The sequence below is a fragment of the Pseudoalteromonas sp. genome (assembly GCF_041629635.1).
GTDB lineage: Bacteria > Pseudomonadota > Gammaproteobacteria > Enterobacterales > Alteromonadaceae > Pseudoalteromonas.
Genome location: NZ_JBFKMX010000182.1, coordinates 1 through 5,546 on the forward strand (window position 1 = coordinate 1; position 5,546 = coordinate 5,546).

Sequence of the window (5,546 nt, forward strand, 5' to 3'; positions counted from 1 at the left end):
CAAAGTCTACGCGCCAAATATTAGTTTTATAGCCAACTTCTCTCGAGCCCTCTTTGAGTTTTGTGGCAATAACCTCTATTTGACTTGCATCACCAAGGTAATGTGCTCTTGCTTGCGTAATTATTTGTTGTTGGTTTGGGGATGTAAATAATTCGCCTGTCTCACCATGGAGATAAACATGCGATTCTTCACCAATTAATTCGATTACTGGCGTATTTAAGAAGTGTGTAAAATTAACTTTTTTAAGTGCAATGTCATGCTCTTTAAATAAGTTAAAATCAGTTGTATATACATCTTGAGAAAATGGGTTTTCAAGTTGACGTTTTGCCAAGTGTTTACCATGAACATATTCCAAAGGAATAGCACTCATCACTAACCCACCGAGCAACCAAGCAAAAACCTGTAGCGCAAGTATGTAACCCAACCATTTATGGCATTTCCGTGCCCATTTAAACCATGTTTTATTCATTATTATTCTCGTTATTGGTTTTTTCGTTCGTAATATCGTCTTTGCGAAGTTAGAGCGTGTTGATCTTTACGGTCTAAATTCTGTTCAAATCCAAACCGTTTTGATCGCGGCGGCGCTTTGTAGACCTAGCGGGCTAAGTCAAAAAGCGACAACAAAGAGCAAAACGGTTTGGGTTGAACCTTACAGGCAGCGCTTGTTTGGCATTTATACTATGTTATCGCTCATTTATGTAAAATAACTACACTACAATCGCTCTGCCTCGTCTAAATGCCAAACAAACTGCTGCAGAAATAGACAGCAAAGATCAACACGCTCTAGAGATATAAGCCAATCTAATGTAAAGTGAGCGACTACGCAATTTCAGAGAATAAACATCAATGTCAGATATTCAGTTTCTTAATGTCGACCTAGAAATCGAGTCAAAACAAGATATTGCCCAGCTAGTATCCGATTTATCAAAGTCTGCTGTAGTACTTCATTACGACAAAGACGATACTCGACAATTAGCACGCATTGAAGCCAGCATTGATGTTACAACACCTGACAAAATGATTAATCATTTATGTGAATTGGTTGAATCATGTTCTCGCAATGCACTTAAACAATGGTTAGGGTGTACAAAGCGCACATTTGATATTGGTTTTCAAAGTGGCAAAAATCCTAAGTGCTTTAACCAAGCTTTACATGCCGATACATTATTACGTATTTCAGCGCTCGGTGCAGGTATGGAAATTACGCTTTATCCAACCGAGTAAGCGACCAAAGATCTAACTTAGTATCAGTCTGTATTATATGATGACTTGCTAAAAGCAACGCTTTTGCTGTTAGCAAGTTGTTACTTTTGAGCCCACTGCCCTACCATTTTATTAGTTAATTCTCCCCTCAGCCAAGATCGTTTGTTACTCTTCACACAGTAAAAAAACAATATATCCTTGTTACAACAAGCTCTTAAACAGTTAACCTTTATTAAAAATTATAAATAACACGTCATACATTCCTTTTTGGAATATAAAAGCACTTTCTATTATTTTTTTCTTCGCCTAGAGCTCGCTATATTTCACCATCAGAGAAGCACATCTAAGTGCTAAAGAATTTAGCTATCGGTTGTCGAGGAATAATGAGCATGTTGTTAAGTCAACTATCGGCGCAAGCAAGCCCGCTTTCGCCAGAGCAAGTACAGAAGTTACAAGCGCTTACTGCTGAACTGAACCCAATTCAACAAGCTTGGGTGAGCGGTTACTTAGCAGCAAATGCCAATACAGCATCACTGTCGGGCCAAGTTGCGGGCGTAGCTCCACAAGCTGGCGAAGCGGCTGCACTAACAATTCTTTACGGTTCACAAACAGGTAACGCAAAAGGCGTTGCTAATCAGCTTAAAGCAGCTGCTGAAGCTAAAGGCTTAGTAGTTAAACTTGTGAACATGGCTGACTACAAGCCAGCTCAACTTAAGAAAGAAAAATTTATTGCTGTTGCTGTTTCTACTTACGGTGAAGGTGAGCCACCAGAAGATGCTGAAAACTTGCACGCATTCTTAGCATCGAAAAAAGCACCTAAGCTAGATGGCGTTAAAGTAGCGGTTATCGGCCTAGGTGATTCAAGTTACGAATTCTTCTGTCAAACGGCGATCGATTTTGAAGAGCGCTTTAAAGCGCTAGGTGCAGAAACGGTTGTTGCCCGTGCTGATCTAGACGTTGATTATGAAGACCAAGCAGCAGCTTGGATCAGTGGTGCGGTTGAAGCATTCGAACCTGAGCTAAAAGCACAGTCACAAGGTTCAGCACAAGTTATTCCTATGGCTGGATTCGGTGCAGCACCAGCGCAAAGCCAATACACCAAGCAAAACCCATTTGCGGCTGAGCTAAGTGTGGTACAAAAGATCACCGGTCGTGACTCAACGAAAGACGTGCGTCATATTGAAATTTCTCTAGAAGGCTCTGATATCACGTATCTTCCAGGTGATTCTCTAGGTGTTTACTTTTTAAATGACGAAGCACTGGTTGATGAAACACTGGCATCATTAAACATTGATGGTGCAACAGAAATCACATTAGGTGAAGAAACCCTATCAATTCGTACAGCGTTAATCGAAAAACTAGAGCTAACTCAGTCTTACCCTGGTTTCGTTGAAAAGTACGCTCAGGCGACTAACAACGCAGAACTATTAAAGCTAGTTGAAGACAAAGCAGCAATGCGTGAGTACATCGAAGCACGCCAGATCTTCGATATAATCAAGCAAAATCCTAGCGATATCAGTGCACAAGACCTAGCAAACTGCCTACGTAAGTTACAAGCACGTTTATATTCTATTGCTTCAAGCCAAGCTGAAGTTGAAGAAGAAGTACACTTAACTGTTGGCTTAGTAGAATTTGATGCCTTTGGTGAGAAACACTTTGGTGGTTGTTCTGGCTATCTTGCACACCGTGCAGAAGAAGGCGTACAAGTTAAAGTATTTAGCGAGCATAACGACAACTTCCGTTTACCAAGCGACGATAACACACCAGTTATCATGGTAGGCCCAGGTACAGGCATCGCGCCATTCCGCGCATTCTTACAAGAGCGTGACGCGCGCGGTGCAGAAGGCGAGAACTGGTTATTCTTCGGTAACCCACACTTCACCCAAGATTTCTTATACCAAGTTGAGATCCAAGGTTATGTGAAGTCTGGCCTACTTAACAAAGTAGACCTTGCATTTAGCCGCGACCAAGCAGAAAAAGTTTACGTGCAAGACCGTATTCGCGAGAAAGGCGAAGAAGTATTTGCATGGTTAGAAAAAGGTGCACATTTCTATATTTGTGGTGACGCTAACCGCATGGCGAAAGACGTTCACCAAGCACTTATCGACATTATTAAAGCCCATGGTGGCAAAGATGACGAGCAAGCTGAGAGCTACCTAAAAGAGCTTCGCAGCAACAACCGTTATCAAAAAGACGTGTACTAACAGTTTGTTAGTACACCACACTGACCGTCACAGTAGAATTTTAGGATAAGCCATGAGCACAGATTACAAACCTAACAGCAAGCTAGACCCAAATGCTAAGTTTGCTGATAACGAAAGACTAAAAACACAAAGTAACTTTTTACGCGGTACCATTGAAGCGGATTTAAAAGACCAACTTACAGGTGGTTTTACAGCTGACAACTTCCAGCTAATCCGTTTCCACGGTATGTACCAGCAAGACGACCGTGATATTCGTCCAGAGCGTACTAAGCAAAAGTTAGAGCCTATGCACAACGTGATGCTTCGTGCACGTATGCCAGGCGGTATTATCACGCCTAAGCAGTGGTTAGCGATTGATGAGTTTGCTGGCGATAAAACCATCTACGGCAGTATTCGTTTAACAACGCGTCAAACATTCCAATTCCACGGTGTGTTAAAGCCGGGCATTAAAGAAATGCACCAAATGCTAAACAGCGTTGGCATTGACTCAATTGCAACGGCAGGTGACGTTAACCGTAACGTACTATGTACGACTAACCCAGTTGAGTCTGAGTTACACCAAGAAGCTTACGAGTGGGCTGCAAAGATTTCTGAGCACCTATTACCACACACTAAAGCGTATGCTGAAATCTGGTTAAACGGTGAAAAGACAGAAACAACAGAAGAACCGATTTTAGGGTCTACTTACTTACCACGTAAGTTCAAAACAACGGTTACTATTCCACCAAACAACGAAGTAGACGTTCACGCGAACGATTTAAACTTTGTTGCGATTGCAGAAGACGGCAAACTAATTGGCTTTAACGTGCTTGTTGGTGGCGGTCTTGCAATGACCCACGGTGATGTAAACACTTACCCGCGTAAAGCAGACGACCTAGGTTTCATTCCGCTTGAGCACACGCTAAAAATTGCTGAGCACGTAGTTTCTGTGCAGCGTGACTGGGGTAACCGTGTTAACCGTAAGAACGCAAAAACGAAATATACCCTTGATACTTTCGGTACTGATGCATTTAAAGCAGAAGTTGAAAACCGCGCTGGCGTTAAATTTGAAGAAAGCCGCCCTTATGAGTTCACACACCGTGGTGACCGTATTGGTTGGGTAGAAGGTATTGATGGTAAGCACCACCTAACGCTATTTATCCAAAGTGGTCGTATTCTTGACTACCCAGGTCAGCCACTGAAAACCGGTTGTCGTAAGATTGCAGAAATTCACCAAGGTGATTTCCGCATGACCGCAAACCAAAACTTAATTGTTGCCGGTGTGCCAGCTGATCAAAAAGACATTATTGAAAAAATCGCTCGTGAGCACGGCTTAATTGACGATTCACATTCAGAGCAACGCTTTAACTCAATGGCATGTGTAGCATTACCAACCTGTCCACTGGCGATGGCTGAAGCTGAGCGTTATCTGCCAGAGCTTATTGAGAAAACAGAAGCGATTTTAGCAAAGCACGAAATCCCGAACGACGACATTATTATGCGTGTTGTAGGTTGCCCGAATGGTTGTGGTCGTGCGATGTTGGCGGAGATTGGTTTTGTTGGTAAAGGCCCGGGTAAATACAACGTTTACTTAGGTGGTAACCGTGAAGGTACGCGCGTACCTAAGCTTTACCTAGAAAACGTTGGTGAAGATGTTTACCTACCAGCATTAGATGAATTAATTGGCCAGTGGGCTAAAGAGCGTAACGAAGGCGAATGTTTTGGTGACTTCGCTATCCGCAAGGAAATTGTTGCCGAAGTGAAAGTCTCTAAAACAGACTTCCACGCTTAAATAAATTTTAGGGTGGCATCGCCGCCCTTGGTTAGGAATTTACGTATGAGTGAATTTAAAAATATTCTAACGCTAGATAAAGAAAGCCAGCAGGCACTACTTGCTGATGCAAATGGCTTTTTAGCGGACAAAACAGCTGAAGAGCGTGTTGCGTGGGCATTAGAAAATTTGCCAGATACTCACTTTTTATCGTCAAGCTTTGGTATTCAAGCTGCTGTGATGTTACACCTAGTGACATCACAAAAGAAAAATATACCAGTGGTATTAACTGATACCGGCTATTTATTCCCTGAGACTTATCAGTTTATTGATGAGCTTACAGAACGCCTAGCGCTTAATCTAAAAGTGTATAAGTCAGAGTTAACCCC

The 5,546-nt window shown here is 42.3% G+C and carries 5 protein-coding genes; 4 read left to right on the forward strand and 1 reads right to left on the reverse strand.

Annotated elements, in window-relative coordinates; all coding sequences use genetic code 11:
* Positions 1-469: hypothetical protein (locus tag ABYD77_RS17305; RefSeq protein WP_372771339.1), on the reverse strand; the 469-nt coding region annotated here is incomplete at its 3' end.
* A 377-nt stretch (positions 470-846) separates the two neighbouring features.
* Between ABYD77_RS17305 and ABYD77_RS17310 the strand changes: the two genes are divergently transcribed.
* From ABYD77_RS17310 to ABYD77_RS17325, 4 genes are all read left to right on the forward strand, one after another.
* Positions 847-1,224: a hypothetical protein gene (locus ABYD77_RS17310; protein WP_274763057.1), complete on the forward strand. Its 378-nt coding sequence runs from the start codon at positions 847-849 to the stop codon at positions 1,222-1,224.
* A gap of 368 nt (positions 1,225-1,592) precedes the next feature.
* The gene (locus tag ABYD77_RS17315; protein ID WP_372771340.1) at positions 1,593-3,407 is read left to right on the forward strand and encodes an assimilatory sulfite reductase (NADPH) flavoprotein subunit; all 1,815 of its coding nucleotides are present in this window, start codon (positions 1,593-1,595) and stop codon (positions 3,405-3,407) included.
* Positions 3,408-3,459: 52 nt separating this feature from the next.
* Complete coding sequence (gene cysI / locus ABYD77_RS17320) at positions 3,460-5,178, forward strand: assimilatory sulfite reductase (NADPH) hemoprotein subunit (RefSeq protein WP_372771342.1); 1,719 nt, start codon at positions 3,460-3,462, stop codon at positions 5,176-5,178.
* Positions 5,179-5,223: 45 nt separating this feature from the next.
* Positions 5,224-5,546: phosphoadenosine phosphosulfate reductase family protein (locus ABYD77_RS17325; RefSeq protein WP_372771343.1), on the forward strand; the 323-nt coding region annotated here is incomplete at its 3' end.